The 24,587-nt window shown below is 67.0% G+C and carries 22 protein-coding genes and 4 tRNA genes; 8 read left to right on the top strand and 18 right to left on the bottom strand.

Annotation, left to right across the window (positions count from 1 at the left end; genetic code table 11):
- Window positions 1-7: 7 nt before the first annotated feature.
- From AACL56_RS10895 to polA, 3 genes are all read right to left on the bottom strand, one after another.
- Complete coding sequence (locus tag AACL56_RS10895) at window positions 8-910, bottom strand: LysR family transcriptional regulator (protein WP_339089850.1); 903 nt, start codon at window positions 908-910, stop codon at window positions 8-10.
- 226 nt (window positions 911-1,136) lie between these two features.
- A complete protein-coding gene (locus AACL56_RS10890; protein ID WP_339089849.1) occupies window positions 1,137-2,411 on the bottom strand; it encodes a M20/M25/M40 family metallo-hydrolase in 1,275 nt (424 codons plus the stop codon).
- A 68-nt stretch (window positions 2,412-2,479) separates the two neighbouring features.
- On the bottom strand, window positions 2,480-5,299 hold the full coding sequence (gene polA, locus AACL56_RS10885) for a DNA polymerase I (protein WP_339089848.1): 2,820 nt from the start codon (window positions 5,297-5,299) through the stop codon (window positions 2,480-2,482).
- A 97-nt stretch (window positions 5,300-5,396) separates the two neighbouring features.
- Here polA and AACL56_RS10880 point away from each other — a divergent pair, with 97 nt between their 5' ends.
- The 3 genes from AACL56_RS10880 to AACL56_RS10870 all read left to right on the top strand — a co-directional run bounded on the left by AACL56_RS10880 (window position 5,397) and on the right by AACL56_RS10870 (window position 7,761).
- Window positions 5,397-5,783, top strand: a complete 387-nt coding sequence (locus AACL56_RS10880) for a hypothetical protein (RefSeq protein ID WP_339089847.1) — start codon at window positions 5,397-5,399, stop codon at window positions 5,781-5,783.
- Between the two features lie 82 nt (window positions 5,784-5,865).
- The gene (locus AACL56_RS10875) at window positions 5,866-6,921 is read left to right on the top strand and encodes a homoserine kinase (protein ID WP_339089846.1); all 1,056 of its coding nucleotides are present in this window, start codon (window positions 5,866-5,868) and stop codon (window positions 6,919-6,921) included.
- A gap of 9 nt (window positions 6,922-6,930) precedes the next feature.
- Entirely contained in the window at window positions 6,931-7,761 is an 831-nt protein-coding gene (locus tag AACL56_RS10870; RefSeq protein ID WP_339089845.1) for a BPSS1780 family membrane protein, read from the top strand.
- 30 nt (window positions 7,762-7,791) lie between these two features.
- On the opposite strand, the gene AACL56_RS10865 is transcribed toward AACL56_RS10870, so the two are convergent.
- The 4 genes from AACL56_RS10865 to AACL56_RS10850 all read right to left on the bottom strand — a co-directional run bounded on the left by AACL56_RS10865 (window position 7,792) and on the right by AACL56_RS10850 (window position 15,694).
- Window positions 7,792-9,294 carry a DUF3999 domain-containing protein gene (locus AACL56_RS10865; RefSeq protein WP_339089844.1) on the bottom strand — a complete coding sequence of 501 codons (1,503 nt, stop codon included), beginning with the start codon at window positions 9,292-9,294 and terminating at the stop codon, window positions 7,792-7,794.
- Complete coding sequence (locus AACL56_RS10860; RefSeq protein WP_339089843.1) at window positions 9,291-12,437, bottom strand: DUF2339 domain-containing protein; 3,147 nt, start codon at window positions 12,435-12,437, stop codon at window positions 9,291-9,293. The genes AACL56_RS10865 and AACL56_RS10860 overlap by 4 nt, the downstream gene beginning before the upstream one ends.
- 14 nt (window positions 12,438-12,451) lie before the next feature.
- The gene (locus AACL56_RS10855) at window positions 12,452-13,141 is read right to left on the bottom strand and encodes a hypothetical protein (protein ID WP_339089842.1); all 690 of its coding nucleotides are present in this window, start codon (window positions 13,139-13,141) and stop codon (window positions 12,452-12,454) included.
- 114 nt (window positions 13,142-13,255) lie between these two features.
- Window positions 13,256-15,694, bottom strand: coding sequence for a UvrD-helicase domain-containing protein (locus AACL56_RS10850; RefSeq protein ID WP_339089841.1), 2,439 nt, complete (start codon window positions 15,692-15,694; stop codon window positions 13,256-13,258).
- A gap of 205 nt (window positions 15,695-15,899) precedes the next feature.
- Here AACL56_RS10850 and AACL56_RS10845 point away from each other — a divergent pair, with 205 nt between their 5' ends.
- Complete coding sequence (locus AACL56_RS10845) at window positions 15,900-16,877, top strand: GMP reductase (protein ID WP_339089840.1); 978 nt, start codon at window positions 15,900-15,902, stop codon at window positions 16,875-16,877.
- A gap of 19 nt (window positions 16,878-16,896) precedes the next feature.
- Here the strand turns inward: AACL56_RS10845 and AACL56_RS10840 are convergent, their stop codons facing one another.
- Window positions 16,897-17,763 (bottom strand): alpha/beta hydrolase, encoded by an 867-nt coding sequence (locus tag AACL56_RS10840; RefSeq protein WP_339089839.1) that lies wholly within the window; start codon window positions 17,761-17,763, stop codon window positions 16,897-16,899.
- A gap of 90 nt (window positions 17,764-17,853) precedes the next feature.
- Here AACL56_RS10840 and AACL56_RS10835 point away from each other — a divergent pair.
- Window positions 17,854-17,929, top strand: a tRNA-Ala gene (locus tag AACL56_RS10835).
- A gap of 50 nt (window positions 17,930-17,979) precedes the next feature.
- On the opposite strand, the gene AACL56_RS10830 is transcribed toward AACL56_RS10835, so the two are convergent.
- Complete coding sequence (locus tag AACL56_RS10830) at window positions 17,980-18,687, bottom strand: SDR family NAD(P)-dependent oxidoreductase (RefSeq protein ID WP_339089838.1); 708 nt, start codon at window positions 18,685-18,687, stop codon at window positions 17,980-17,982.
- A gap of 148 nt (window positions 18,688-18,835) precedes the next feature.
- Between AACL56_RS10830 and AACL56_RS10825 the strand changes: the two genes are divergently transcribed.
- Window positions 18,836-18,911, top strand: a tRNA-Lys gene (locus tag AACL56_RS10825).
- Between the two features lie 30 nt (window positions 18,912-18,941).
- Here the strand turns inward: AACL56_RS10825 and AACL56_RS10820 are convergent.
- Window positions 18,942-19,391 carry a hypothetical protein gene (locus AACL56_RS10820; RefSeq protein ID WP_339089837.1) on the bottom strand — a complete coding sequence of 150 codons (450 nt, stop codon included), beginning with the start codon at window positions 19,389-19,391 and terminating at the stop codon, window positions 18,942-18,944.
- A 200-nt stretch (window positions 19,392-19,591) separates the two neighbouring features.
- Between AACL56_RS10820 and AACL56_RS10815 the strand changes: the two genes are divergently transcribed.
- Window positions 19,592-19,768 (top strand): hypothetical protein, encoded by a 177-nt coding sequence (locus AACL56_RS10815; RefSeq protein WP_339089836.1) that lies wholly within the window; start codon window positions 19,592-19,594, stop codon window positions 19,766-19,768.
- A gap of 83 nt (window positions 19,769-19,851) precedes the next feature.
- On the opposite strand, the gene AACL56_RS10810 is transcribed toward AACL56_RS10815, so the two are convergent.
- The 4 genes from AACL56_RS10810 to AACL56_RS10795 all read right to left on the bottom strand — a co-directional run bounded on the left by AACL56_RS10810 (window position 19,852) and on the right by AACL56_RS10795 (window position 20,890).
- Window positions 19,852-20,415, bottom strand: coding sequence for an HNH endonuclease (locus tag AACL56_RS10810; protein ID WP_339089835.1), 564 nt, complete (start codon window positions 20,413-20,415; stop codon window positions 19,852-19,854).
- 54 nt (window positions 20,416-20,469) lie between these two features.
- Window positions 20,470-20,543, bottom strand: a tRNA-His gene (locus AACL56_RS10805).
- A gap of 24 nt (window positions 20,544-20,567) precedes the next feature.
- Window positions 20,568-20,774: a short-chain dehydrogenase gene (locus AACL56_RS10800; protein ID WP_339089834.1), complete on the bottom strand. Its 207-nt coding sequence runs from the start codon at window positions 20,772-20,774 to the stop codon at window positions 20,568-20,570.
- A gap of 39 nt (window positions 20,775-20,813) precedes the next feature.
- Window positions 20,814-20,890 (bottom strand) — tRNA-Arg (locus AACL56_RS10795).
- Between the two features lie 857 nt (window positions 20,891-21,747).
- On the opposite strand from AACL56_RS10795, the gene AACL56_RS10790 reads away from it, so the two are divergent.
- Window positions 21,748-22,002, top strand: coding sequence for a hypothetical protein (locus AACL56_RS10790; protein WP_339089833.1), 255 nt, complete (start codon window positions 21,748-21,750; stop codon window positions 22,000-22,002).
- Between the two features lie 9 nt (window positions 22,003-22,011).
- On the opposite strand, the gene AACL56_RS10785 is transcribed toward AACL56_RS10790, so the two are convergent.
- From AACL56_RS10785 to AACL56_RS10770, 4 genes are read right to left on the bottom strand one after another with little or no spacing between them, the layout of a single operon-like run.
- The gene (locus AACL56_RS10785; protein ID WP_339089832.1) at window positions 22,012-22,473 is read right to left on the bottom strand and encodes an acyl-CoA thioesterase; all 462 of its coding nucleotides are present in this window, start codon (window positions 22,471-22,473) and stop codon (window positions 22,012-22,014) included.
- Between the two features lie 2 nt (window positions 22,474-22,475).
- Entirely contained in the window at window positions 22,476-23,006 is a 531-nt protein-coding gene (locus AACL56_RS10780) for a MarR family winged helix-turn-helix transcriptional regulator (protein WP_339089831.1), read from the bottom strand.
- Window positions 23,003-23,779, bottom strand: a complete 777-nt coding sequence (locus AACL56_RS10775; protein ID WP_339089830.1) for an SDR family NAD(P)-dependent oxidoreductase — start codon at window positions 23,777-23,779, stop codon at window positions 23,003-23,005. The genes AACL56_RS10780 and AACL56_RS10775 overlap by 4 nt, the downstream gene beginning before the upstream one ends.
- A gap of 53 nt (window positions 23,780-23,832) precedes the next feature.
- Window positions 23,833-24,582 carry an SDR family NAD(P)-dependent oxidoreductase gene (locus AACL56_RS10770; RefSeq protein WP_339089829.1) on the bottom strand — a complete coding sequence of 250 codons (750 nt, stop codon included), beginning with the start codon at window positions 24,580-24,582 and terminating at the stop codon, window positions 23,833-23,835.
- Between the last annotated feature and the right edge of the window lie 5 nt (window positions 24,583-24,587).

The raw sequence follows: 24,587 nt of genomic DNA, 5'->3' as shown, positions 1-24,587 counted from the left end.
CGAATGGCTACAGCGTGCCTTCGATCGCCTGTTGCATGCATCGCGTGATGCCGCGCACCGCTACCGAGTCGGGCCGCGCGGCCGAGCGAAGCGCGCGGATCGGCACCGGGATCTGCGGCTCCAGCGTGAGCACGTCGACCTTCTCGCGATCGGCGGATCGCGCCGTGCAACCGTCGACCAGCGCCACGCCGATGCCGTGGTGCGCCATGGCCAGCGCCGCGTGGTACGTCTGCACGGTCACCACCGCCTGCTGGAAACCCACGCCAGCCTGGCGGCAGGCCTGGCTCAGGCTGGTGCCGACCGGATCGCGGCTGTCGAGGCCGATCACCGGGCGGCTCACCAGGTCGTGCAGCGCCACCGAACCGCTGCGCACCAGCGCGCGCGGCAGCATTCCCCTGGGCGCGATGCACACCATGCGGCTGTCCGCGAGCGTCTCCTGCGTGAGCGAGGGGTGCACCGCCGGGCTGAACGCGAAGCCCACGTCGGCCTCCTGAAGGAGCAGCGCCGACATGATCTGCGGCGAGTGCAGCGACTCCACGGTGATCTTGTAGCCAGGATGCTTCTCGCGGAAGGCCTTGAGCGCGCGCGGCAGGATGTCGTAGCTCAGCGCCAGCACGCTCAGGATGCGCAGCTCGCCGGTGTCGCCCGCGGTGCGCAGGTTGGACGCGAGCCGCTGCACCTCGTCAAGCTGCGCGAACAGCCGCTCGATGTGCGGGTACAGCGTGAGCGCCTCGGTGGTCGGCGTGAGCCGCCCCTTCGCGCGCTGGAACAGCGGAAATCCCAGCTGCAGTTCGGCATGCTGCAGCGTGCGGCTCACCGCCGGCTGCGTGATGTTGATGAGCCGCGCCGCCGCACTCACGCTGCCCGTGAGCATGATCGCGTTGAAGACCTCGATATGGCGCAGCCGCATGATGATCAGCGGAAGGCCATGCCTTCTTCGCGAAACACCGTGGAACCGGCTTTGCCGGGCCACAGGTGTTGCCCCCGGTAGGGGGTTGGCGAAGCGACACGAAGTGCGCGAAGCCTGGGGGCGAGTCCATATCTCCACCGTGGAACCGGCTCTGCCGGGCCACAGGTGTTGCCCCCGGAAGGGGGAAGGAGAAGCGACACGAAGTGCGCGAAGCCTGGGGGCGAGCTCATCGACCGCGCGCGATGTCCATCACCATGCGCGTGCCCAGGTACAGCCGCGGCTCGATCGAATCGACCAGCACGTACTCGGCATCGGCCGAATGCGCGCCGAAGCCCTGCAGGCCGAAGCGCTCGACGACGGGCGCCTTGGTCTTCAGCGCCGCGAAGGCCGCGTCGGTGCCGCCGCCGGCCGCCTTGTCGTCCGCGCCCAGCGGCAGGCCGAGCTCGTCCTTGTAGATCTGCTGCGCATGGCGGGCCATGGCGCGCGAGGCGTCGGTGGCTTCCAGCGGCGGGCGGCGGCGCTCGAACTTCAGCTCGACCTTGGCCTCGGGAATGAGCTGCTTCTTCACGCGCTCGTTCACCTGCTGCTCGATGCGGTCGTAGTCGCTCACCTTGAGCACACGCACGTCGGCACCGGCCGTGGCGCTGGCCGGGATCACGTTGCGGTTGCTGCCCGACTTCGAGATGGTCCAGTTCATCTTGAGGCCGGTGGCCGGGTCGGACAGGTCGCGCATCTGCAGGATCTGGTGCGACAGCTCGTACAGCGCGTTCACGCCCAACTCGGGCGCGGAGCCCGCGTGTGAAGCCTTGCCCGTCACGTGCAGCGTGACCGAGGCAATGCCAGCCGTGGCCAGCGAGAGCTTGTCTTCCTTCACGTACGCGCCCTCGAAGGACATGACGGCATCGTGCTCGGCGCCCATGCGCGTGATGAGCGCACGCGCGCCGGGCGAGCTGATTTCCTCGTCGCCGTTGATGAGCACGGTGAGCGTGCCGTATTCCTTGAACTTCATCTGCTGCAGCATCGACACGATGTGCGTGATGACCGCGATGCCCTGCTTGTCGTCGGCGATGCCCAGGCCGTAGGCCTTGTCGCCCTCGACGCGGAACGGCTGCTTGTTGAGCATGCCCACGGTGTAGACCGTGTCCATGTGCGCGATCAGCAGGATCTTCTTCTTGCCCGTGCCCTTGAAGGTGGCGCGCACCACGCGCCCCATCTTCTCGGGCGTGTCTTCCATGCGGTAGGCCTCGGCGCTGGGGTCGATCAGCTCGACCTCGCCGCCCAGCGCCTTGAACTTGCCGGCGATGAGGTCGGAGATCTTCTCGAGCCCTTCGAGGTCGCGGCTGCCGGATTCGATGGAGACCAGCTCCTTCAGCGTCTCGAGCAGCGCGGGCTTCTCCTTCGCGGCGAGCGCGCTGACGCGTGCATCGGGTGCTGCAGAGGCGGTGCCCAGGAAAGCCGCGCAGACGGCGGCAAGCAGGAATTGGCGGTGCGGTTTCTTCATGTGATTTTGGGTTCCTTCTTTGTCTCGTGCGCGATGCAATCGGCGTGCCGGACGGCCGCCGGCGGATTTCAGTGGGCCTTGTCCCAGTTCGGGCCGATGCCGATCTCGGCCAGCAGCGGCACCTTCAGCGCGGCCACGCCGGCCATGAGGCGAGGGATTTCGGTGCGCACCCATTCGACTTCCGCTTCGGGCACTTCGAACACCAGTTCGTCGTGCACCTGCATGATCATCCGGGTGCCGCGCTTCTCCGCGTCGAGCACGTCCTGCACCTTGACCATGCTGAGCTTGATCAGATCGGCCGCGGTGCCCTGCATCGGCGCGTTGATGGCCGCGCGCTCGGCGCCGCCACGGCGCGGGCCGTTGGGCGAGTTGATCTCGGGCAGGTACAGGCGCCGGCCGAACACGGTCTCCACGTAGCCCTGCTCCTTGGCGAGCGCCTTGGTCTCGTCCATGTAGGCCTTCACGCCCGGATAGCGCGCGAAGTAGCGCTCGATGTACGAAGCCGCGGCCTTGGTCTCGATGCCCAGGTTCTTCGCCAGGCCGAAGCTGCTCATGCCGTAGATCAAACCGAAGTTGATGACCTTGGCATAGCGGCGCTGCTCGCTGGAGACCTGGTCGGGCGTCGAGCCGAACACCTCGGCAGCGGTGGCGCGGTGCACGTCGATGCCTTCGGTGAAGGCGCGCAGCAGCGACTCGTCGCCGCTGATGTGGGCCATGATGCGCAACTCGATCTGCGAGTAGTCGGCGCTGGCGATCACGCTGCCGGCCGGCGCCACGAAGGCCTCGCGCACGCGCCGGCCTTCGGGCGTGCGGATCGGGATGTTCTGCAGGTTCGGGTCGTTGCTGCTCAGGCGGCCGGTGACGGCCACGGCCTGCGCATAGTGCGTGTGCACGCGGCCGGTGCGCGGATTGGCGAGCTGGCCAAGCTTGTCGGTGTAGGTGCCCTTGAGCTTCGACAGACTGCGGTGCTCCAGGATCTTGGCGGGCAGCGGATAGTCTTCGGCGAGCTTCTCGAGCACTTCCTCGTCGGTGCTGGGCGCGCCGCTCGGCGTCTTCTTGACCACCGGCAGGCCCAGCTTGGTGAAGAAGATTTCGCCGATCTGCTTGGGCGAACCCAGGTTGAAAGGCTGGCCCGCGATCTCGTAGGCCTCCTGCTCGAGCGCCATGATGCGCGTGCCCAGTTCGTGGCTCTGCGCGGCCAGCGTGGGCGCGTCGATCAGCACGCCGTTGCGCTCGACGCGGTAGAGCGCCTCGCTCGAATCCATCTCGAGCTGGTAGATGAAGCGCAACTGCTCGTTCTTCTCCAGCTGCGGCCACAGCGTGTTGTGCACGTCGAGCGTCTGGTCGCTGTCCTCGCACGAGTACTCGGCGGCCTTGGCGATGTCGACCTGGCTGAACGGGATCTGGTGCGCGCCCTTGCCGCACAGGTCTTCATAGGAAATGCCGCTGCGGCCCAGGTGACGCTCGGCCAGGCTCGAGAGGCCGTGCGGCTTGTGCACCTCGAGCACGTAGCTCTGCAGCATGGTGTCGTGCGCATAGCCCTGCACCTCGATGCCGTGGTTGGCGAAGACGTGGCGGTCGTACTTGATGTGCTGTCCGAGCTTCTTCTTCTGCGCGTTCTCCAGCCAGGGCCTGAGCCTGGCGAGCACCTCGTCGATCGGCAGCTGCTCGGGCGCGTCGGGATAGTTGTGCGCCAGCGGAATGTAGGCGGCCTCGCCCGGAGTGACGCTGAAGCTCACGCCGACGATCTGCGCGACCATCTCGTCGAGCGAGGTGGTCTCGGTGTCGACGGCGGCCAGTTCGGCAGCGTCGAGCTTCGCGAGCCAGCCGTCGAGCTGTTCCCAGGTGGTGATGGTGTCGTACTTGAGGTTGCTCGCGGGCGCTGCGGCCTCCAGTGCCTCCAGCTCGGAGGGCTCGTCGAACAAGCCGCTCTGGTCGCTGCTGGCCGACGCCCTGGTGGACTTCTTCCTGAGGTTTTCCTCGATCAGCTCTGGCGGCACTTCCTGTGCCTCGAGCCCCTTCACCAGGCTCTTGAAGCCGAACTTCTCGTAGAAGGGCTTGAGCTCGGCGGTCTGCGGCGCACCGACCGGCAGGCCTTCGAGCGAAGGCAGGCCGGTGACGTGGCCGTCGAGATCGCAGTCGGTGCGGATGGTGACCAGGCGCCGGCTGAGCGGCAGCTTGTCGAGCGCGTTGCGCAGGTTCTCGCCGGCGGCGCCCTTCACTTCAGCGGCACGCTCGATCAGCGCGTCGAGCGAGCCGTATTCGGCCAGCCACTTGGCAGCCGTCTTGGGGCCGACCTTCGGCACGCCGGGCACGTTGTCGACCGAGTCGCCGACCAGCGTCTGGTAGTCGATCATGAGGCTGGGCGGCACGCCGAACTCGGCCGTCACGCCGGCCACGTCGCGCTTCTTGCCGTTCATGGTGTCGATGATGGTGATGTGCTCGTCCACCAGCTGGCTCAGGTCCTTGTCGCCGCTGGACACGATCACCTCGACGCCCTGCGCGGCCGCCACCTTGGCGAGCGTGCCGATGACGTCGTCGGCCTCCACGTCGGGCACGCTGAGCACGGGCCAGCCGAGCAGCTTGACCACCTCGTGGATGGGGTCGATCTGGCTGCGCAGGTCGTCCGGCATCGGCGAGCGGTTGGCCTTGTACTCGGGGTACCAGTCGTCGCGGAAGGTCTTGCCGGGGGCATCGAAGATGCACGCCGCGTAGTCGGCGCGCACCTCGCGGCGCAACGCGGTCATCATGTTGATCATTCCCCGTATCGCACCGGTCGCCGGGCTCTTGGGGTCGCCGGGCACGGCCCGCAGGTCGGGCATGGCGTGGAAGGCGCGGTAGAGATAGCTCGAGCCGTCCACGAGCAGCAGCGTTTTCTTGTCGGTCATCGGGGCATTTTGCCGTGCCCGCGCCGGCGTCCGGAACCACGACGACGCAAGGTGGCAACCGACGCCTTCCGCGCACGCCCGCGCCTACAATCGAGGCATGCCTAGCTCCACACTCCTGGTCGCCCGCCGCATCCTGCTGGCGCTGGCTTTCGCAACCCCCTTCGCCGCCGTTCAGGCGCAGCAGCCCGCGGCTCCCGCGTCCGCTGCCCCTGCACAAGGCGCCCAAGGAGAACCGCTACAAAATCAGGAGCAGTCCAAGGCCGAGGCCCGACGCAACCAGAAGATCGAGAACATCCATACCGAGGACAGCGGCGCTTCGGTCGACGAAGTGCGCTATGGCGGTCGCACGCAGAGCATCAACGTCAAGCCGAAGTCGAACATGCCAGGCTACGAAGTCATGCCCGCCGACCAGGCCACGGGCCGCCAGGGTTCCTCCGAAACGGGCACCAACGGCGCCCGCGTCTGGAACGTGATGAAGTTCTGACCGCCGTGCGTTCTCCCGTTTTCGCTTCCGTCTCCACCCCCGTTTCCGTTCCGGCAGCGGCAACGCCGCGCTGAATATTTCCATGGCAGTCTTTACCGAAGTCGGTTTCGGCGAGGCGGACGCGCTCGTCCAACGCCTCGGCCTGGGTCCGTTGCGCGAACTGCGCGGCATCGAGGGCGGCATCGAGAACACCAACTACTTCGCCACCACCGAATCGGGCGAATTCGTGCTGACGCTCTTCGAACGCCTGAGCGCCGAACAGCTGCCTTACTACCTTTGCCTGATGAAGCACCTGTCGGCCGCCGGCCTGCCGGTGCCGGCACCGGTCTCTGCTCCCGCCGCAACCGACACGCCGAGGAAGGGCCAGCCCGCCTCGCCGGCGGCCGATAGCGGCTGCGACCTGCTGCACATGGTGGCAGGCAAGCCCGCCGCGGTGGTGCAGAAACTCTCGGGCCGCAGCGAACTGGCACCCGGCCCCGCACATTGCGCCGAACTGGGTGCGATGCTGGCGCGCATGCACGTTGCCGGGCGCGACTACCCGCGCATCCAGCCCAACCTGCGCGGCCTGCCCTGGTGGAACGAGACGGTGCCCGTGGTGCTGCCCTACATCGAGGAATCGCAGGCCAGCCTGCTGCGCGCCGAGCTTGCCTACCAGAACCATGTTGCCGAAACGTCGGCCTACGCTGCGCTGCCTCGCGGGCCGGTGCATGCCGACATGTTCCGCGACAACGTGATGTTCGCGACCGGCGGCGATGCCGATGCACCGCCGCGCCTGACCGGCGTGTTCGACTTCTACTTCGCCGGCACCGACACCTGGCTGTTCGATCTGGCCGTGTGCCTGAACGACTGGGCGATCGACCTGCCCACCGGCCGGCACGACGCCGAGCGCGCCGACGCGCTGCTCTCGGCCTACGAGAGCGTTCGCGCCCTGAACGCCTCCGAACGCGCCCTGCTGCCCGCGATGCTGCGCGCCGCCGCGCTGCGTTTCTGGATTTCCCGCCTCTGGGACTTCCACCTGCCACGCGAGGCGAGCATGCTCAAGCCGCACGACCCCGCGCATTTCGAGCGCGTGCTGCGCGGCCGCGCCACCCACCCGCATGCCATGGCGCAGACCCTCGAGCCTGCCTTGGCTGCCTGACCCGAACACATGAAACTCAACCTCGTGCCGGCGCGAACCGGCGCCGAATGGGTCCGCCTCGGACTCAAGACCTTCTTGCGGCAGCCGCTGGCCTTCATCTCGCTGTTCTTCCTGCTGATGGCGGTGATCTCGACGGTGTCGGTCGTGCCCATCCTGGGCAGCCTGCTGGCGCCCGGGCTGGTGCCTTTCATGACCTTGGGCCTGATGGTGGCCACCTCGGTCGCCTACACCGACAACGCGGAAGGCATCGGGCGCGCCGGCGATGCGCGCCGCCCCACGGGCTCGGCGATGTTCGTGGCGGTGTTCGCCGCCATGCGCACCGAATGGCGCTCGCTGGTGGTGCTGGGCGTGATCTCGGCGGTGTTCTTCGTGCTGGCCGTGCTGGTAACCACGCTGGTCGACGGCGGCCAACTGGCCCGCGCCTACCTGCTCGACGATCCGCTCACGCCCGAGATCGTGGCCAGCAGCGACTTCCAGGTCGCGCGCATGCTGCTGATGTGCCTCAACCTGCCGCTGTCGCTGGCCATGTGGCATGCGCCGGCGCTGGTGCACTGGCACCGCGTGGAGCCGGTGAAGAGCATCTTCTTCAGCATCGTCGCGCTGTTCCGCAACTTCGGTGCCTATTCGCTGTTCGGCATCGCATGGTTCGGCGTGTTCCTGCTGGCGGGCATTGCCATGGGCCTGCTGGCCACGCTGCTGGTCGGCGTGGGCGCGCTGGGCTCGGGCGGCGCCGCGCTGGCGGTGGGCAACATCATGATCGTCGGCACCGCGCTGGTGCTGGCGGCGATGTCGCTGAGCTCGACCTGGTTCACCTTCCGCGACACCTTCGACGCGAACTGAACAGGAAGCGGCCCGTACCCGTCACCGGGGTCAGGGCCGCTGCGCATCCTTGCGCAGGCTGGCAAACAGCGACCATGCCATGCCGGCCAGCAGCAGCAGGCCACCCCCCAGCGCTCCCCACAACCACCATTTGCGCGACGGCTCCTGCGCGGGGACCGGCGGCTGAACGGCCGCGGCGACCGTCGCATTGACAGCCGTCGCCGCAGGCAGCGCGACCGAGGCATTGCCGGCGACCACCGGCTTGTCTGCCGCATACCCCGGGATCAGCGTCGACAACGCCAGCGGCGCGCCGGGCTCGCTGCCCTCGACGGCGTCCCTTGCCGGCGCCGCGCGCCATGCCAATGAAAACGGCGCTTCACCCTGCGCGAGGAACACCAGCGTGCGCGGCACCACGGCGACGGCGATCGTCGGCGGCGTGGCGCCCAGCATGCTGACCGGCCCCGCCGTGCGCAGCCGCAGCCGCGGATGCACCGCACCATCGAGCGCCAGCACTGGCGAGCGCGCCTCGCCGCCGGCCTGCGCGAGGCGGTACACCACGGCATCGACCAGTGGCGTTTCGTCCGGGCCGGCGGCCTGCTGCACGGGACGGCGCTGCGGATGCCGCAAGGCGTAGAGCGGGTTGCGCGGCACGATCACCGGCTGCGGGGCGGCCGCAACGGCCGGATCGGACAAGCCCGAGACGGCGACCTGCGCCAGCGTGTTGACGTCGGCCAGATCGATTCGCAGGCCCTGCACCGGCACGCCGTGCGGCAGCAGGTAGTCGCAGTGGTCGGTGCCGCAGCGCTCCGGCCTCAGGGCAACCGACCATTCGATCGGCGCGACGGGCTCGACCTCCTGCACGCTGTCGATGCCCACGCGGGTCAGCACTGCACCGTTCTTCGGGTCGCTCCAGCGCAGGCGCAGGAAGCGCGCGCGCACATGGTCCAGTTCGACCGCGAGGCGCTCGATGGTCTGGCCGCCGTGCGCCAGTCGCACCAGTTGCTCTTCGCCGCTCACCGGCCGCCACTGGCGCAGGTCGTCGCTGGCCTCGAGCCGGAAGGCGAACAGGCCGCGCGCAGCGGGCGCGATCTCGAAGCGGGCCTGCAGCAGGCTGCCCTTGACCTGGCTCACGTCGATCAGCCATTGCGGCGCGTCGTCGCTGCCGCGGGCCTCGGCGGCCTTGCTCTCGAGCTTCAGCGAACCGTCGGGCCGCACCGAGAACGCGAGTGCCGTATCGCCCGGCGCGGCGCTGGCCGCGATGCCGGGCAGCGCAAAGATCGGCACGTCGCGCGAGGCGGTCTTCGGCGCGGCGGCTTCGTTGCGCAGCCAGGCGTAGGGCACGGGATGGCCGGCGGCGTTGCGCACCCGCAGGTCTCGCAGGTCGGCGTAGGCGGCGCGGCCATAGAGCGCGATCGGCAGCGTGAGCCGGTGATAGGGCCCGGTGCCCTCCAGCGTGATCGGGGCGGTGGTGGCCGGCTGCGCAGCGGCAAGCCCGCAACCCGCCGCCATCAACGCGGCGCCGGCGCGAAGCGTCCACGTCATCGGCGCGCTCATGCGGCACCGCCTTCCGTGGGCGTCTTCGGCGCCGCCGCATCGTCCTTCTTCGGCGGTACCGGCGCGAAGTAACCCACCAGCAACAGCAAGGCGCCCACTGCAATGAACGACACGATGCGGAACAGGCCGCCGCGGTCCGCCAGTTCGACGAAGAACAGCTTCAGCACCACCACGCCGAGCAGCGCGGCACCCGCCACCCAGAGCGTGCGCACGCGGCGCGAATGGCCCAGCACCATCGCGACCACGCCGCAGATTGCCCAGGTGATCGACAGCGCCGCCTGCGTGAGCCATGAGGCGTAGAGGGCATCGAAGTTCCAATCGACGCCCGCGTAGTGATGGCTGCTGCGCAGCACCATGCCGGTCAGCAGCGCCAGCCCCGTGACGCCGGCCGCGCCCTTCGCGGCCATCGGCTGGACGCGCGCGAACGAGCCGACGGGCAGCGCACGCCACCAGAGCACCAGTGCGAACAGCACCAGCCATTGCGCCAGCTCGAGCGGGTTCAGCAGCGGCACATAGGGCAGCGGCGACGCGTCGCCCGGGCTGGCCGCATTGGTCACCCACACCCAGGCCAGCAGGTAGGCCGCCACCGGCGTGGCGGCGAACTCCAGGTAGGCGCTGCGGAACGCGGTAAGCGGCCAGCGCTGCAGCAGCGCGCGAGAGCGCAGTGCCCAGAGCACCAGCGCCGGCACGATGGCCCAGCCCAGCAGTTGCCAGCTCGACCACTCGCCGCCGACGCGGCCGAGCTGCCACTGGCATTCGCGCGCAGCCAGCAGCAGGAACAGCCAGAAGCCCGCGACATGGAACGGCGTGAGCGCCGACGCATCGAGCCAGCGCCTTTGCGCGCGAAGCAGGCGCAGGTGCCAAGCCAGAGCCAGCGGCCAGGCGAGCCAGCCCAGCGCGCTCGACGGCACGTAGAACGGCGTGGGACCGCCCGCGACGCCGTACGCAGCGATCAGGCCGAAAGCCGGCAGCGTGGCAAGCGTCGACTTGCCCAACTGCGGCCAGTCGCGCCGGTGCGCCACGATGGCCGCGAGCACCGAGGTGACGAGCACCACCGCCATCGTGGCGGCAGGAATGTGGCTTGCAAGGCCGTGGCGATTGAGGACTCGAACGCTTTCGTCGAGCATCCCGAACAGCCACCAGCCGAGCCCCCAGACCACTGGCGCCCACAGCACCGCCGGAATCGCGCACCATGCATTGGCCCAGCGCGTGCGGGCGGTGCCGGCCGGCTCGCTCGGGCGCGGACGCGCCTCGTCGCGCAGCCAATCGCCCGCAAGCAGCGCGGTCAGGCCGAGTACCACCGGTGTCCAGAAGCCGAGATGGGCAAACGCCGGCCGCGCCGTGTCGACGAAGTCCGCTGCGCCGATGCCGAACGCGACGGCAGCCAGGGCCTGCAGCACACCCGCCAATGCCGCGAGCGGGAAGTGCGCCATGCGCAGCGCCACCCACAGCACGACGGTGGCCGTCAACGGCCACAGCAATGCGGCCTGCGCCAGGCTCACCTGGAACAGCATCGCCAGGTGCAGCAGGCTCACGCCTGCGATCACGCCGACGACATTGCCGACCGACCACACCGGCTGCACGCCGCGCGCCAATGCCGCACGGTGCGCCTGCCGCATGGACCAGCCGGCGCTGGCGAGCACGCTGAGCGCGATCAGGCAGGCCACCGCAGCGCCCTGCCATCCGCTCTGCAGCACCTTGGCGTCGACCACCTGGCCGGTGCGGTGCAGGGTGGCAATGAAGCTCGCCACCGCCAGCGCCTGCATGCCGAAGCTCACGGAGGTCAGCGGCTGCAGCGCCAGCCGGATCGCCACCGCGAAAGTCACCGAAGCCAGCACGGCCGTGGCGGCCGCAGCCCACGGCGGCGTGAACCATTGCCACAGCAGCAACGTGAGCGCGGCCATGCCGAGCCACGGCAAGGCATTGCCGGCCAGCGCCTCGGCGTTGTCGCCCACGTCCAGCCTGGCGCGTCGATGGATCGCCCACATCGCGAAGGCGCTGACCGCCACCAGCACCGGACCGATGACGGAACCGTCGAGCAACGGATGGCCCGCGGCCGCGTCGATCCGCGTGGCCTCGAGCAGCTTGACCACCGCGCCCGCGAAGACCACGAAGGCGAAGGCGCGCGCATACACGCGCCCTTGCCGCGCGCCGAGCCAGTACATGCCGGCCGCCTCGACCGCCCAGGCCGCACCGGTCCACTGACCTTCGAGGCCGAGCGGAATCGCCAGCGTCCCGAAGATCACGCCGACGATGGCATAGGCCTCCGCGAGCAACGCCAGCCCCTTCGGCTGCGTGGAGAACACCATCCGGCCCAGCACCAGGTAGAAGGCCGAGAGCGCCATCGCCGAGAAGGCGGCGCCGTACTCCCACGGGCGCATCAGCAGCACCTGCATGCCGAAGGCGACCATGGGCGTGCCGAACACCAGCGAGCTGTCGACGCGGCCGGCGCGGCGCAGCGTGTCGAGCGCGCGCGTGGCAAGCGGCTGCGCGGGCTGCACCGGCGCATCGAACAGCGTGCGCCGCGCGAACAGCAGGCCGATGGCGGTGAACAGCAGGAAGAAGACGACGAGGAAGGGCTCGATGGTGCCGAACTGGTCGTCGGTGTAGTACTTGTGCGCCCAGCCGGCCGCCAGCGTGAAGGTGCCGACGAAGCCGATCAGGTTGAGCACGCGCCATGCCTTGAACCAGGCGATCAGCACGATGCCCACGTCGAGCACCAGCAGATAGGTGAACAAACCCACCGGCTGGTTCGAGCCGGTCGACGCCAGCACCGGTGCCGCGAAGCCTTCGAGGGCGGCCACGATGGCCAGCACCGGCGCGTTCTGCAGCACGGCCAGTGCCGCGCTGAGCACGGCCACGCCGAACAGGAAGGCGAAGCCCGCGCTGGCCGGCAGCAGCCCGCTGAGCTTCATGGCCGCGAGCGTCGTCAGGTAGAACACGCCGATGCCCGCGCCCTGCAGGATCAGCGCATAGCCGGCGCGCTTGTGGCGCAGCAGCCAGCCCAGCACCAGCAGGCCCGCGCCGACCAGTGCGACGGCCGCGTAGCGCAGTTCGATCGGCACCGTGACGCGTTCGGCCGTGTAGCGCAGCAGGAACGCGAGCCCGAGGAACAGGATCAGCACGCCCAGCTTGACCAGCATGTTGCCGCCGAAGATCAGGTTGGCGATGGGGGCCGGCAGGCGGTCGCGCAGCGGACCGGCGGGGGTGGCGGGGGTGGCGGAGGTGGAGGTGGGCGGCGAACAGTGACTGGCGTCTGGATGGTCGGTTGCGCGGGCGGTTCCGCGGATGGTTCCGCGGACACAGGGGCCGGTGCTTGCACCGAAGGCGCGGCGGCCTTTTCATCTACCGGCGACTCGGACGCAGGCACGTCGGCCTGCAGGCGCGACAGGCGCGCCTGCTCGATCTGCGCCGCGCGCGACGCCGGCATGGCCACGGGCAGCGGCGGCGCCTCCGGCAACGGCGTGACACCCATCGACGTGGCAAGTTCGCCGGAAGGCAGTTCGGGGATGACCGAGGCGTCGGCGCGATCCACCTTGGGTGCCTCGAGTGCGCCGGTGGCCGTCGCGCCCTGCGCCAGCCGGCTTTCGAGCGCTGCAACGCGCTGCTCGAGCTCCGACACCCGCTGCTGCAGCTTCAGCACGCCGCCGCCCGGCGCGGCCGGCAACGCGGCAGTGGCGCCGGCAGCCGGTGCGCGCTCAGCCTCGGTGCGGTGCGGTTCGGCCTTGTCTTTCTTCTTCCTGCCGACCAGCTGCGGCAGCGCGAACGCGCCGACCACCGCAAGCACCAGCGCCACGGGCACCGATTCGAACAGCGCTCCGATGAACAGGCCGGCAATGATGCCCAAGAACCACATCCCTGACTCCCCTTGTTTGGCGAGTGCGGAGTGTACGACCCTTCAGCGCAAAAGCGCCTTTTCGCCCGTCCTGTCTACGTTGTTCGCTATACCTTTGGTAGCAATTCAGATCGGCGTGAGCTTGGCCACCGAAAGCGCCAGCCACTTCACGCCGTGGCGCGCGAACTTGACCTGCGCGCGTGCATCGTCGCCCGTGCCTTCCAGCGCGGTGACAGTGCCCTCGCCGAACTTGTTGTGGAACACCTGCATGCCAGAACGCAATCCGTGCGACGGCGCCGTCTTCTGCGGCGGCACCGGAGGACTCGCGAAGGTGTCCTTGTCACGGCTGCTTCCGTAGCCTGAGCCCTGGCCACCTCCGTACCCGCCGCCGTAGCCCCCTGCCCCGCCGCGTGTGCTGCCGTAGCCGCCGCCATAGCCGAAAGCCGAGGGCGTGAAGCCCTGGTTCTTGGGCGTGAGCCATTTCAGCGCGCCTTCGGGGAGTTCGTCGAAGAAGCGGCTCTTGACGTTGTAGCGGGTCTGACCGTGCAGCATGCGCGTCTGCGAGTGGCTCAGGTACAGGCGCTTGCGGGCACGCGTGATCGCCACGTACATCAGGCGTCGTTCTTCCTCGAGGCTCTCGAAGTCGCTCATCGAGTTCTCGTGCGGGAACAGGCCCTCTTCCATGCCGGTGATGAACACGCAATCGAATTCCAGGCCCTTGGCGGCGTGCACCGTCATGAGCTGGACCGCGTCCTGCCCGGCCTGCGCCTGGTTGTCGCCCGACTCGAGTGCGGCGTGCGTCAGGAAGGCGGCCAGCGGGCTCAAGGTTTCGCCGGTCTCGGCGTCGGGCGCGAGCGGCTCGTCGATCACGGGGCGGGTCAGATCGATGCCCTGGCTCGCAGGCGACTGGCGCAGTTCGTCGACCGGCAGCGCCACCGCGTCACGGCCGAAGCCTTCCTGCGTGACGAAGCTTTCGGCCGCGTTCACCAGTTCGTCCAGGTTCTCGATGCGGTCGGCACCTTCACGGTCGGCCTTGTAGTGTTCCACGAGGCCGCTGTGGTCGAGCACCAGCTCGATGATCTCGCGCAGGCTCACGCCCTGCGTCTGCTCGCGCAGCACGTCGATCTTGGCGACGAAGCCCGTGAGGTTGGCGCCCGACTTGCCGCCGACCACGCTCACCGCGTCGTGCAGCGACCGGTTGGCCGCGCGCGCGGCATCCTGCAGGGTTTCGAGCGTGCGCGCGCCGATGCCGCGCGGTGGGAAGTTGACGACGCGCAGGAAGCTGGTGTCGTCGTCCTTGTTCTCCAGCAGGCGAAGGTAGGCCAGCGCGTGCTTGATTTCGGCGCGCTCGAAGAAGCGCAGCCCGCCGTACACGCGGTACGGCACCGACGCATTGAACAGTGCCGTTTCAATCACCCGGCTCTGCGCGTTGCTGCGATAGAGCACCGCCATTTCCTTGCGCTCGAAGCCGTCGCGCACGAGCTGGCGCATTTCCTCGACCATCCACTGCGCCTCGGCCAGGTCGGTGGGCGACTCGTACACGCGCACCGGCTCGCCGGGGCCCTGGTCGGTGCGCAGGTTCTTGCCGAGGCGTTTCTTGTTGTGGCTGATGAGCTCGTTGGCCGAGTCGAGGATGTTGCTGTAGCTGCGGTAGTTCTGCTCGAGTTTGATCTGGTGGCGCACGTCGAACTCGCGCACGAAGTCGCTCATGTTGCCCACGCGCGCGCCACGGAACGCATAGATGCTCTGGTCGTCGTCGCCCACGGCGATCACGCTGTTGCGGCCCGGCTCGAACTGGCCTGCGACGGTGTTGCCCGCGAGCATCTTGATCCACGCGTACTGCAGGCGGTTGGTGTCCTGGAACTCGTCGATCAGGATGTGGCGGAAGCGCCGCTGGTAGTGCTCGCGCACCGGGTCGTTGTCGCGCAGCAGTTCGTAGCTGCGCAGCATCAGCTCGCCGAAGTCGACCACGCCTTCGCGCTGGCATTGCTCTTCGTAAAGGCGGTAGAGCTCGACCTTCTTGCGGTCGTCCTCGTTGCGCACCTCGACGGCGTCGGGGCGCAGGCCGTCTTCCTTGGCGCCGGCAATGAACCACTGCGTCTGCTTGGCGGGAAAGCGCTCGTCATCGACGTTGAACTGCTTCATCAGGCGCTTGATGGCCGAGAGCTGGTCCTGCGTGTCGAGGATCTGGAAAGTGGACGGCAGGTTGGCCAGCTTCCAGTGGGCGCGCAACAGGCGGTTGCACAGGCCGTGGAAAGTGCCGATCCACATGCCGCGCACGTTGACCGGCAGCATCGCCGTCAGCCGCGTCATCATCTCCTTCGCGGCCTTGTTGGTGAAGGTCACCGCCAGAATGCCGCCGGCGGAGACCTGGCCGGTTTGCAGCAGCCATGCGATGCGGGTGGTGAGCACGCGGGTCTTGCCGGAGCCGGCACCGGCGAGGATCAATGCGTTGCCTTCCGGCAACGTGACCGCGGCGAGTTGTTCCGCGTTCAGGTTATGGAGCAGCGGCATGTCCGAAGGATTCGGGAGAGGGGCGTCGGCCGCAGGATCGTTAAACAACATCCACCGATTGTAGAAACCACTGCGTATGCGGGTTATATGAAGAATCGGAAGACCCGCCTCCACAACACCGCGTAGACTCAATCACCGGGCCCAAGTTTCTTGCGCCCGGTTTTTTGTGGGCGCGTCTTTTCAGAACGCACCTCGAGAACCGGCCGGACCAAGCGCTCATTCGTTCCTTTCAACGATACCTTCCAGGAGCCTGGTCATGCAAATCTTCGACTACGACAACATCCTTCTGCTGCCGCGCAAGTGCCGCGTGGAGAGCCGCTCCGAGTGCGACACCAGTGTGACGCTGGGCGAGCGCAGCTTCCGCCTGCCGGTCGTGCCCGCCAACATGAAGACGGTGGTCGACGAATCGATCTGCCTGTGGCTCGCGCAGAACGGCTACTTCTACGTGATGCATCGCTTCGACCTGGACAACGTGCAGTTCGTGAAGGACATGCAGGGCAAGGGCGTGTTCGCATCGATCTCGCTCGGTGTGAAGAAGCCCGACTACGACACCGTCGATCAACTGGTGGCGCAGGGCCTGGTGCCCGAGTACGTGACCATCGACATCGCGCACGGTCACGCCGACAGCGTGAAGAACATGATCGGCTACCTCAAGCAGAAGCTGCCGAAGACCTTCGTGATTGCCGGCAACGTCGGCACGCCCGAAGCGGTGATCGACCTCGAGAACTGGGGCGCTGACGCGACGAAGGTCGGCATCGGCCCGGGCAAGGTCTGCATCACCAAGCTCAAGACCGGCTTCGGCACCGGCGGGTGGCAGCTCAGCGCGCTCAAGTGGTGCGCCCGAGTGGCGACCAAGCCGATCATTGCGGACGGCGGTATCCGCGACCATGGCGACATTGCCAAGAGCGTGCGCTTCGGCGCGTCGATGGTCATGATCGGCTCGCTGTTCGCGGGGCACGAAGAGTCGCCGGGCAAGACGGTCGAGGTCGACGGTGTGCTCTTCAAGGAGTACTACGGCTCGGCCAGCGACTTCAACAAGGGTGAGTACAAGCATGTCGAGGGCAAGCGCATCCTCGAGCCCGTCAAGGGCAAGCTGGCAGACACGCTGGTCGAGATGGAGCAGGACGTCCAGAGCTCGATCAGCTATGCGGGCGGCCGCACGCTGATGGACATCCGCAAGGTCAACTACGTGACCCTGGGCGGCGACAACGCCGGCGAGCACCTGTTGATGTAGGCGCCCTGCCCGGGGCCGCTCAGGCTTCCAGCAATTGCACCGCGTGGCGGTGCAATGCATGGGCCGGATCGGCCAGCGCATCGACCACGTCGAAGTGGTTGAGCCCCGGCAGCACCTCGCACACCGGCACGGTATTGCGACCCCAGGCCGCGCGGATCATCGCGTTGTGGCGGATGAACTCCTCGCTCTCGCTGCCGCCGGCAACAGCATAGAGCTGGCCGCGCTTCGGCGCAGGCCACAGCGCCGGACTGGCGCGCAGCACGTCGTCATCGGTCAGCTTGAGCGTGTTCGCCAGGAACGGCGTGTGCTGCAGCGGGCGCAGGTCGTAGAGCCCCGAAATCGACAGTGCGTTGCGCACGAGATGCCCGGGCAGGTCCGGCGCGACCGCCTTCCAGTCGCACGAGAGCAGCGCCGCGGCCATGTGGCCGCCTGCCGAGTGGCCCGCGACGGTGATGCGCGAGGGGTCGCCGCCGAAGGCCGCGACGTGGCGCCACGTCCACTCGAGCGCGCGCACCATCTGCATCACGATGCCGGGAACGGTGACCGGCTGGTCTGCCGTACCGGGGCACAGCGCGTAGTTGGGTTGCACCACGCAGACACCTCGGTCGTTGAACGCGGGTGAAATGAACGAGTGGTCCTTCTTGTCCATCGCGCGCCAGTAGCCGCCGTGGATGAACACGAGCACCGGCGCGTTCGGCACGGGCGCGGGAAAGACGTCGAGCGTTTCATTCGTGCCATTGCCGTATGGAATGTCGATGCGGGCCGGCAGGGCATCGCGTGCTGCCGCGGAATCGCGAGCCCAGCGCTGGAAGTACGCAGGATGATCCTTCACCCGCGCGAGGTTGTTGTACATGCCTTCCAGCCAGGCGGGTTCGTACGAGACCATGCGATTCTTTCTCCGTGTTTCGCGAGGCGCGAATCTTGGCACGCCGGGGTGTGCCAAAACGAGTGCTTCTGGCTAGAATTTGCCTGCGTTGGGGGGGTAGCTCAGCTGGGAGAGCGCCGCGTTCGCAATGCGGAGGTCGGGAGTTCGATCCTCCTCCTCTCCACCAACCGTTCTGAAAAGGCCTCGGCATCCGCCAAGGCCTTTTCTTTTTGACGCTCAGGTGTCGAGCGTCAGGTGCTGGCCGTGCAACGCGGCCGCTGCGGGCGATGCAAGAAAGCCGATGGTCTGCGCGGCGACCGAGGTCGACACCCAATCGGCCGGGTTCGCATCGGGCATGGCCCGTCGGTTGGCCGGCGTGTCGAGCACGCTCGGCGCCACGCTGTTCACACTGACGCCATGCGGCGCTGCCTCGGCAGCCATCGCTTCGACCAGGCGCTGCAATGCGCTCTTGGATGCGATGTACGCGGCCATCGCGGGCAACCCCCGCGCCGCCACCTTTGCTGTTACCGCGATGATGCTGCCCGCCCGGCGCTCGATCATCGAGGGCAGCACCGCCTGCGTCACGGCAACGAAAGACCAGGCGTTGAGATTCATCATGCGGTCCCAACTCTCGCGCGTGAGTGCATGCGTGGCCTCGCCCATCTCGAAACCACCGGCAATGTGGACCAGCGTGTCGATGCGGCCGAAGGACTTGAGCGCGTGCTCCGCAAGGCTCTTCATGTCCGATGCGGACGTCACATCGCCGGACAGCAACAGGTGCTGCGAATTTTCGAGGCCCGGAAAGACTTCCGCCAAGCGGCCAGCCTGATGATCGACCAAAGCAAGACGCGCCGACCGGTCGATGAAATGCTGTGCAACCGCACGACCCAGCGCGCCTGCGGCACCGGTGATCAAGACATGGGAAGTGGTGCTTCCGTCGCTCATGGAAATTCTCCTGGTTGAAGGGCACGAAAGACTGTGCCCTGTCGGCGATGGCACATCCTAACGTTGCAACTGCAAATTTTTTGAAAAAGCTCCGAAACTGGTATATACTCGTGGTCTTGCCAGAAAGCACTGAACGCTTTCAAAGCAAGGGCTCTTAGCTCAGTTGGTAGAGCAGCGGACTCTTAATCCGTAGGTCGAGTGTTCGAGTCACTCAGGGCCCACCAACCAACATCGCGGCAACGCTGAAAAGCCCACTACCCCCTCGGTAGTGGGCTTTTTTCATTGCGCCCGGACCAAGTCAATGGTCTCGCAATCCAGTCATCGACGCAGCGTTCAAGCAGATCGTGCCGCTCGGCGACTTCCGCCATCAGATACTGCCGCGCATGATCCTGTGCGAGTTGGTTGGACAGGAACCATCGTTCTCGCGCATCTGTGCCTTGCGGTGGGGGCGCCCCCCATATCGCATCTCGGTCACCAAGAAACGCTTCTGTGACCGGCAGCCGCCCATCGGTCTGGCCCAGGTCTGCCAACGCATCTCGCGATTCGCCGAGTCCGATGCGAACCCTCACAACCTCATCGTCGGCTTCGATGAATGCACCCAGCCCGCCAGACTGATGCACCTGCCAAAGCTGGGCAGCGAAAGCATTGCGAACCCAGCTCTCGAGAGCACGAGTCAAGCCTTCAAGGATCATCGCCTTGTTCATGGTGGACTTTCGAAATCATGTTGAACACGTGCACTCCACGCCGGATGCAGCGCGGGGAAGCGCATCACGCGCATCTTGCGGTTTCCTTCGCGCAGAGCGCAAGCACCACGAGACAAGCCTTCTCGTACAGGGAAGATGCTCATGGCGGGGGCTTGGCCATCCATGCTGCATGGCTCGACCTGTGAGCTATATTTCCAGCCATGGAAAAGGCGTCCGACATAGGCAAACCCACGGTTCCCATCGACCTGATCGGGCCGGATCATTGGCCGCGCTCCAGGCGCGCTGGCAGTCGAGTGACCAAGTTGATCCTTGCCGTCGTCGGTGGGCTTGCCGCTGCAGGACTGGTCGTCTACGGGTTCTTCGGCAACGGCCGCTGATACCCGTTCCGCAGAAATGAAAAGCCCACCGCCCGATGGACGGTGGGCTTTCGTCATTGGACAGACCCAGCACCGCCGAGTCCTCATTGCAGACGCGAACCCTTGGGCAGGCGCCTGGCGAGCCACTCGTGGACATCCGCCCGGATGTTGCGGCCCTCGAGCAGAAAGTTCTCGTAGCGGCTCGGCACGTAGGGCAGGTAGACCAGCGGCATGCCCGCTTCTTCCGGCGTGCGCGCAGCCTTCCGGTTGTTGCAGACGGCGCACGCGCTCACGAGGTTGGTCCAGGTCCACGGGCCGCCGCGCGACTCAGGCATCACGTGTTCGCACTGCAGGTCGCGTTCGTTGAACACGTTCGCACAGTAGGCGCAGGTATGCCGATCGCGGCGCAGCAGCTTGCTCTTGGTGACGCTCGGAATCACGTCGAAGAGGTTGATCTTCGGTGCACCGCGCAACGCGATGATCGGCGCCACCTCGACGCGCGACTGCATACCGCGCGCCACATTGAAGCCGCCGCGCAGCGTGGCCAACGGCAGGCCGCCGTCTTCCCAGGCGACCGAATCGGTCGCGTAGTGCAACACCGCCTGCTCCAGCGAGATCCAGGCTTGGGGCGTGCCCTGAATGTCGAGTTGCAGGACGTGAGGATGCATATCTCGCCTCCTTTCGCGGCGATGGCTGTGATGAAGTTGAACGAAACGAAGCCATGGGGTACGCGAACGGAATCGAACCGTCGTCAGCGGGATCACAACCCGCGGCTCTGCCGTTGAGCTACGCGCACCATGAAAAACTGAAAACCGGCCGGCTACCACTCGCCGACAGCGCGAACGCGCTGGTCGAGATCGAGTCCATCCGCCAAAGGCTCGCGGCTCATCGATGCCGTCTTGTTTTCCGCTGCATGGCTCGTGCCGACAGCGATGCCGAAGCGGCGGGCCAGGACCACCACCATGCGATTGCGCGGCTGCGCCGGGCGCACGGTGATCATCCGGATCGGGGTGTTGCGCTTGCGCATGATGTGACTCCTTGGTGTGTGACAGCTGACGGATATGAGTGGCCCCACGTGCACGACTCGAACGTGCAACCCCTTGCTTCGTAGGCAAGTGCTCTGATCCATTGAGCTAACGCGGGTCGAAAAAAAGTGTCCGGTTACGAGTTCCGGCGCCGCCCAATCCTTGCGGCCGGTTTCCGCGGAAGGGCCATCTGCATGGCCCGGTCCCGCTCGGGTTTTTGATAAGAGAGGGGTGGCTCGCCTTCCCATTTCGGTTGTGCCCTCACGCGACGGACAGCGCGCTGAGCGCTGCCCCGACAGACGTCGCTGCACAGGAATGATCAGTTCCTGCACATCCCGCCGGACCGTCTACGCGGTGGGCACCGGCGGTGTGGTGAAGGCACACCCGAAATGGCAAACAAGCACGACGAACAAAAACAAAAAAGCCCGGAACCTTGCGGTGTCCGGGCCTCTGCACAAGAGAGCTTTGGAAGGTGTGCGCCTATGCGCAACCTCCACCCGGTGGCACCTGATCCTCTGCTTTTCCAACACGCAGGCTGCCTGCGGCCTGTGTCGAATACGCGTGGCTCTGGTGCTGATTCAGTCGGACCGACGGCATGCCATCGAAACCACCGCACACCCAGACGCGCACGAGCGATCGGCCCGAGGCGGGTCGAATGCTGGTGAGGTTCAATGCGGTGTTCACGATGGTTCCTGGGTCAAAATTTGCCGCTGCCGGCTACTGAGGTTTGTAAAAAGAGACGGCTCGGAGCCGCGAATGAAGACAACTGTAAATAGTGTTTACGGCGGCGTCAACAACCGGGACAATCTTTTCCTGTCTTGTTGTTGTTTTTGAACAGTGCCCAATCTCACCGTCGCGCGCCGCCGCAATGCCCTCGCGCTGCACCGCCGTTTTCTCGAAGAGGCAGTATGTGCCGGCCTCCCCGCCAAAGGACTCGACCAGGCATTTGCGAAGAAGATCGAAATCTCGCCGAGCATGTGGAGCCAGATCAAGAGCGCCAGGCCCATCGGCGACAACCTGGCGCGGCAGATCGAGACGCACTGCAACGTCGAGCCCGGCTGGCTCGACAAGGAGGATCGCCCTTCGGAAGTGCCCGACGCCGCGGAAGAGCGCTTCATCTCGGCCGCACGCGAGGCGTGGCGCACGTCCAATGCCAAGGGAAAGAAAGAACTCTCGGGCTGGCTGAAGAAGCGCGCGCAAGCCGCGGCCGGCAACGATTCCGACGCCTGAAGAAATCTGTCAGGGCAGTTCGGAGTTGCTGCGCAAGATGGCAGCGTGCATGTCTTCCGGAATTGCGACAGCACGATGAGTCTCGAGCGACGTCGTCACGATCACCTGCGTCATCTGCATGCGCACTTCACCGTCGTCGGCGCTGAAGCAGCGGACGGCCAGCGTCATCGAACGGGAGCCCAGTCGCTGGACGGACAGGCCGAGCATCACCGGGTCGCCCATGCGGCTCACGGCGCGGAAATCGACATCGAGCTTCACGGTCGGCAAGCCGATGCGGCGCTGCGCCACCAGGCCGTGATAGCTGAGTCCCAGGCCTTCGTTGACCCAGTCCTCGATCAACCCGTTGAGCATCACGAAGTACTGCGGATAGAAGACGATGCCCGCCGGGTCGCAATCGGAAAAGCGGATCAGCCGCGGCCTGCGGAACTCGTGGCTCGAAGCCGCGAGATCGAGATGCGTGCCTTCGCCCATGCTCAGCCCTCCTCGCCCGAGGGCTCGCCGCGCATCACGTGCACGCGCAGCAGGCCCAGTTGCGTGTGCATCTGCTTGACGGTCTTCATGTCGAGGCCGGAGAACATCTCGAGGATCCATTGCTCGTGCTCGCTCGCCATGGTCTCGAAGGTTCGGCGGCCCGCAGGCGTGAGGCTCACGATCCACGCGCGGCGATCGTCGGGGCTGGGCGATCGCGCCACCATGCCCTCGCGCTCGAGTTCGTCGGTCAGGCCTGTGACGTTGCCGCCGGTCACCATCAGGTAGCGCGACAGCACGCGCATCTTGAGCCCGTCGTTGTAGCGATAGAGCTGCGCCATGTAGTCGAAGCGCGCCAGCGAGATGCCGAAGCGCTCGCGCAACCGGCGCCGGATCTCGGCCTCGATCTGCGTGGTGCTGGCCAGCATGCGCAGCCACAGCTTCAGCATCGCGTGATCCTCGTGGCCCGCGCGGGCCTCGTGGCCGAGTTCTTCCGCGTCGCTGAGGACGGCGTGCGAGGCGTCGTTGCGTGTCATGTGACTTCCCCCCCCGAAACGGAGATCGACTGCCCGGTGACCGACGCAGCGCCCGCGCCGCAAAGCCAGCGCACCGCATCGGCGACTTCGGCTGGCTGCACGATGCGGCGCTGCGGGTTCACGCTCGAGAACTCCGCCAGTGCGTCGGCCTCGCTGCGTCCGGTCTTGCCGACCACGTTGGCGACGCTGTTGCGCAGGATGTCGGTGTCGGTGTAGCCAGGACACACGGCATTCACCGTCACGCCCTTGCGCGCCACCTCGAGTGCCAGCGAGCGTGTGAGCCCGACCACGCCATGTTTGGCCGCGGTGTAGGCAGCCACGTAGGCGTAGCCCTTCTGCCCCGCCGTGCTGGCGATGTTGACGATGCGGCCCCAGCCCGCTTCGAGCATGTCCGGCAATGCGGCCTGGGCACAAAGGAAGCTGCCCGTGAGGTTGACCGACAGCATCCGTTGCCAGAGTTCGAACGATGTCTTGAGAAACGGCGCGCTCTCTGCTGCCCCTGCGTTGTTGACGAGGACTCCGATCGGTCCGCGGGCGGCACGGGCCTCGGCAAAGGCCGACTGCACCGCCTCGGGGTTCGCCACGTCGGCAGCCACGACGCCGTGCCCGCTGCCCGCGAGGGAATCGGCCACGCGCTGCAAGGCTTCGCGATCGCGGCCCAGCAATGTCAGCGTAGCGCCTTCGGCGGCAAGAGTGCGGGCGATCTCGGCGCCGATGCCGCGCGCGGCGCCCGTGACGAGTGCGTGGCGGCCGGTCAATGAATTTGATTGCATACCTGAATGTTTTAGTTCTGAATGATTTTAGCGCCGGCTACATATCGGGGTTGTCAGCGCATGAAACGACCGCCGTTGAGGTCCAGCGTCGCACCGGTCATGAAGGCAGCGCCCGGCGAAGCCAGATACACGACCGCTGCGGCCACTTCATCGGGCCTCCCGAACCGTCCGAGCGGAATGGCGGCTCGCAACGCCTGCTGCCGCACGGGCTCCATCGCCTCCAGCGGCGGGCTCTGGATTGCAGCGGGCGCCAGCGCGTTCACCGTGACGCCATGAGGCGCCAGTTCCTGCGCGAACGAGCGCGTCAGCGCGAGCAGCCCGGCCTTGCTGGCGCCATAGTGCGCACCGGTCGCGGCGCTGACCTGCTGCCCCGCCATCGAACCCAGGTTGACGATGCACCCAGTACCGCGCTCGCGCATGTGCCGCCCGGCAATGCGACAGCCGAAGAAGCTGCCGCGCAGGTTCACCGCGAGCACGTCATCCCACTCCTGGGGTGTGATGTCCCACAACGAAGTGGCCGGCGTGCGCGCCGCGTTGTTCACCATGATGTCGACGGCACCGAAATGCGCGACCGCCCTGCCGAAGGCATCGCAGAACGCGTCCTCGTCGCGCACGTCGAGCCGCAGTGCGAGCCCGTCGATCTGCGCGGCCACGGCTTCTGCATTCGCCAGTTCGACATCGGCCAGCGCCACGCGCGCGCCGGCTTCCGCCAGTCCGCGCGCAATGGCCTCGCCCAGGCCCTGCCCCGCGCCCGTCACGAACGCCGTGCGTCCGGAAAGCGGAAGCAGTGCGGCATTCGTCATGCGCG

Source organism: Variovorax paradoxus (genome assembly GCF_902712855.1).
GTDB lineage: Bacteria > Pseudomonadota > Gammaproteobacteria > Burkholderiales > Burkholderiaceae_C > Variovorax > Variovorax paradoxus_Q.
Note: the sequence above shows the minus strand (reverse complement) of the source record. Positions and strands in the feature narration are given on the sequence as shown.